A 2,869-nucleotide genomic window follows, 5' to 3' on the forward strand; every position below is an offset into this window, starting at 1 on the left:
GAGCCTCCGCCAACTTGAAGTCCCAGGTCAAAGGGCTGGTGTGATCGGCTCTCGTGGTGCTCGTGCTGGTCGCGGGCGGAAGTCTGCGGACAAGATCGTCCGTTAGCGGTCGACTTCGAGGTTCGTCAGGACGAGCAGAGCACGCAGGAGTTGGGTGGCGTGGGCGGGATCGGTACGGAGTTTGGTGAGGATCCGCCAGTTCTTGAGGTGGGCGAAGCCGTGCTCGACCGGTGCGCGTCCGACGGCGAGGACGCGGTTGGCTTCCTTCTGACCGGCGGTGACTTTGTGGGTGCGGCTGGCGGTGTAGCCGGTGATGATCACGGGGTCGCGGATGTCGTTGTCCAGGCCGCGGAAGCCGAGGTCGGCCAGAGTGCCGAGGCCGGCGGCGCGTAGGTGGGCCAGGATGTGGTCGTGGCGGGCGGCGGTGTTGTCGTGGGTGCGGCCGGGCCGGGCGGCGGAGATCCAGATCAGGCGGCCGCTCTCGTCGGTCAGGGCGAGGAAGTGCAGGCCGTGGCTGCGGTGCTTGCCGGAGTAGTTGCGCCGGTCGGCCGGTCCGGTGCGGCGCTGGGTGCGGATGAGGGTGCCGTCGATCAGAACCACCTCCCCGCCCTGCTTGACGACCTTCTTCAGGGCGCGGTCCAGGCGCGGCGCCTGGGCGGCGAGCAGGGCGATCAGCTCGTCCCGCCAGCGTCGGACGGTGGACTCGGACACGTCGTTGCCGCCGGCCATGTCGGCCAGACGTTCGTCGTGGCGAAGTACGGCCAGGACAATCACCGCGATCTTCCCCGGTGGCAGGATCCGCCACCGGGACCTGATCGCCTTCAGATGGCGCCTGAGCAGATCGGCGAGGTGGTTGACGGTGCGCGTGGACAGCGACAGACGGCACTGGTAAACGAGCGGGCAGGTGTCCTCGGCATGCTTCTTGGTATTCGTCACACAATTCCAACGGCCGCCGGGGGCAACCTGGTTACGCCCGTGCCGCACCGCTCCGGGCGGCGGTGCCCCTGGTCACAGGCGCGTGGTGAACCGGCCGTCGGGGAGTTTCCGCAGCCAGCCGCGATCGACGAGTCTGACCAGCTTGCCGCGTAGCGGTTCCAGCTTGGCCCGCACGCTGATGTCGACGCCCACCGCCTCGCCGACCTCGCGGGCCATGACCGGTCCCGCGGCCTGCCGCACAACGGTGAGAATGCGCTGATAGTCCGGCGGCAGCGTGCTCTCCTCCACGCCCGGTTCGCGGTGCGGGATCAGCATCACCGCTCGTCCGGCCACCTGCCCGGGCGCCGGCAGGTCCGAGGCGCGTTCCTCGGCGAGCTGCCCGGACACCCGTTCAAGGACCCGTTCGGCGACAGCGAGCTCATCCCGCTCAGCCCGCACCTCCGCCAGCTCCTTGGCCAGCCGTTCTTCGAGTTCGTCCAGTTCCGCGCGCCGCGCGGTGATCCGTTCCAGCAACTCGGGATCCAGCATGCATAGATCGTAGAGGCCCATTGATGGGGCTTTCCGGAAAAGGGTGTGATCGAGTGGCTTTATTCACGAGCCGACAGCGCCTGTACACGGGTTGGGGCAGCACTCGAAGCTCTGCGGACGTCGAACGATTCATGGCTTCGGGCAGCACGGGTCCCTGCCAAGAGTCTGGCAGGGGCCCGTGGTGTAGAGAGCCGAGGAGGGCTGGGACCCGTCCCTAGATGAGCAGCATCATGGCCAACACGGCTACCGTCTGCTGGTGGCCTGACGGCCCGGCGTCACTTCAGGTGTCGGGTGAAGAACTGGGCCGCGGCGTCCCCCGCGAACTGCGGGACGCCGGTGTGCCCGCCCATATTGGCGTGCAGCGTCTTCTCCTTGGAGCCGAAGGCGTCGAACAGGTCCAGGGCCGCCTGCCGGTCGTTCCCTTCGTCGTCCCACTGCAGCAGGACGTGCAGAGGGATGGTGACCTGGCGGGCCTCCTCGAACATGGCGCGAGGGACGAAACTCCCGGCGAACAGAACAGCGGCCGAGATGCGCGGCTCGACCACCGCCAGCCGGGTCCCGATGGAGATCACTCCCCCCGAGTACCCGACCGGGCCGCCGATCTCGGGCAGCGACAGGAGGGCGTCCAGGGCGGCTTGCCATTCCGGGACCGCCTTGTCGACCAGGGGGAGGATGAGGGCGTCGATGATCTCGTCGCTGACCGGCTCGCCGGCCTCCATAGCCCGGCGCAGGTCGGCGAGGGCCTGCTCGGCGGCGGGCAGGCGGGGCCGGTCGCCGCTTCCGGGCAGCTCGATGGTGGCCGTGGCGAAGCCGTCCGCCGCGGAGTGCCGGGCCCGGGCCAGCAGTCGGGGGTACATCTTGCGCAGCCCGAGAGGAGGGGGGCTGAGCAGGATCAGCGGCGCCGGTGCGGATGTGGATGCAGATCCGGGCGTCCACAGGATGCCGGGGATCTCGCCAAGGGTGAATTCGCGCTCGAGGACAGCGTCGTCGAGACGCTGTTCAGAAGTGAATTGCATGGTCGTGCCTTTCGGGAGTGTCATGGAACGGCGCTCCCGGACGACCTATCGCCCGACCGTGACCCCGGAGGGGAGCACCCATGTCGATACGTTCACGGGTACCACCTCCTCGCTCTCTTGCACGGCCTCCGGAAACCTAGCAGTGGCTGCCGTGGTTCCGCCAACGGTTTTCTTGCCGGAGGCTCTGTGGCCGAACACCACGGCGCCGGAGTCACGCCTGTCACTGGTCGGAAAGCGCACGTCCACCACCGACTCGAGCACCGAAAAACCGGCAACCAACCGCTGACGGACGATCTACTGCGCAGACAGCCGCCCATGACCAGCGTGAGCACCCTGAGCACCGGTCACACCAGCCCTTTGACCTGCGACTTCAAGTTGGCGGAGGCCCA

4 protein-coding genes are annotated in these 2,869 nt (G+C 68.2%); 1 reads left to right on the forward strand and 3 read right to left on the reverse strand.

Annotation, left to right across the window (positions count from 1 at the left end):
- Window positions 1-102 precede the first annotated feature (102 nt).
- The 3 genes from ACGFYP_RS34625 to ACGFYP_RS34635 all read right to left on the reverse strand — a co-directional run bounded on the left by ACGFYP_RS34625 (window position 103) and on the right by ACGFYP_RS34635 (window position 2,480).
- Entirely contained in the window at window positions 103-936 is an 834-nt protein-coding gene (locus ACGFYP_RS34625; RefSeq protein ID WP_393502086.1) for a transposase family protein, read from the reverse strand.
- Between the two features lie 72 nt (window positions 937-1,008).
- Window positions 1,009-1,464 carry a hypothetical protein gene (locus ACGFYP_RS34630; RefSeq protein ID WP_393502088.1) on the reverse strand — a complete coding sequence of 152 codons (456 nt, stop codon included), beginning with the start codon at window positions 1,462-1,464 and terminating at the stop codon, window positions 1,009-1,011.
- Window positions 1,465-1,739: 275 nt separating this feature from the next.
- Complete coding sequence (locus ACGFYP_RS34635) at window positions 1,740-2,480, reverse strand: alpha/beta hydrolase (protein WP_393502090.1); 741 nt, start codon at window positions 2,478-2,480, stop codon at window positions 1,740-1,742.
- 186 nt (window positions 2,481-2,666) lie between these two features.
- Between ACGFYP_RS34635 and ACGFYP_RS34640 the strand changes: the two genes are divergently transcribed.
- A partial coding sequence (locus ACGFYP_RS34640) for a hypothetical protein (RefSeq protein WP_393502091.1) occupies window positions 2,667-2,869 on the forward strand: 203 nt, incomplete at its 3' end.

Origin of the sequence: Streptomyces sp. NPDC048370 (genome assembly GCF_043200825.1) — a bacterium.
In the GTDB taxonomy this organism is placed as follows: domain Bacteria; phylum Actinomycetota; class Actinomycetes; order Streptomycetales; family Streptomycetaceae; genus Streptomyces.

Excerpts from the sequence above, each read along its gene's own strand:
- ACGFYP_RS34630 (WP_393502088.1), bottom strand. The coding sequence starts at position 1,464 with ATGCTGGATCCCGAGTTGCTGGAACGGATCACCGCGCGGCGCGCGGAA.
- ACGFYP_RS34635 (WP_393502090.1), bottom strand. The coding sequence starts at position 2,480 with ATGCAATTCACTTCTGAACAGCGTCTCGACGACGCTGTCCTCGAGCGC.